Origin of the sequence: Robertmurraya korlensis, assembly GCF_023715225.1 — a bacterium.
Classification (GTDB): domain Bacteria; phylum Bacillota; class Bacilli; order Bacillales; family Cytobacillaceae; genus Robertmurraya_A.
Genome location: NZ_JAMBNS010000162.1, coordinates 1 through 381 on the forward strand (window position 1 = coordinate 1; position 381 = coordinate 381).

The 381-nt window shown below is 48.3% G+C and carries 1 protein-coding gene; it reads right to left on the reverse strand.

Features of this window, described 5'->3' with window-relative positions; genetic code table 11:
• On the reverse strand, positions 1–381 hold a 381-nt coding region (locus M3175_RS26210), incomplete at both ends, for an inositol monophosphatase family protein (RefSeq protein WP_285852460.1).

The window sequence follows — 381 nt, forward strand, 5'->3', positions numbered from 1 at the left end:
CTACATATGCCAAATCCAACGCGGCTGAACCCACACGGCGCACTTGACCGCCTTGTTCGCAGATTTTTTGTAAGCTTTCAAAATGCTCTTTGGCATACGATACTTTACCTTCCGCGCGGTTACGCTCAAGCGGATGACCTGTGGTAAAAAAGCCGCCATCAATGGTTTTATGCTCACTGACGCTGATACGGCGTTGGTTGAGACGCGCGCCTTTACCACGACTGGCTGAGAACATCTCATCACGCACTGGGTCATAGATGATACCATGTTCGGTGACGCCATTTTTTTGCACCCCGATTGAGACACAAAAATGCGGCAAACCATGAATAAAGTTGTGGGTACCATCTAATGGATCAATGACCCAGCACCAGTCTTTATCAT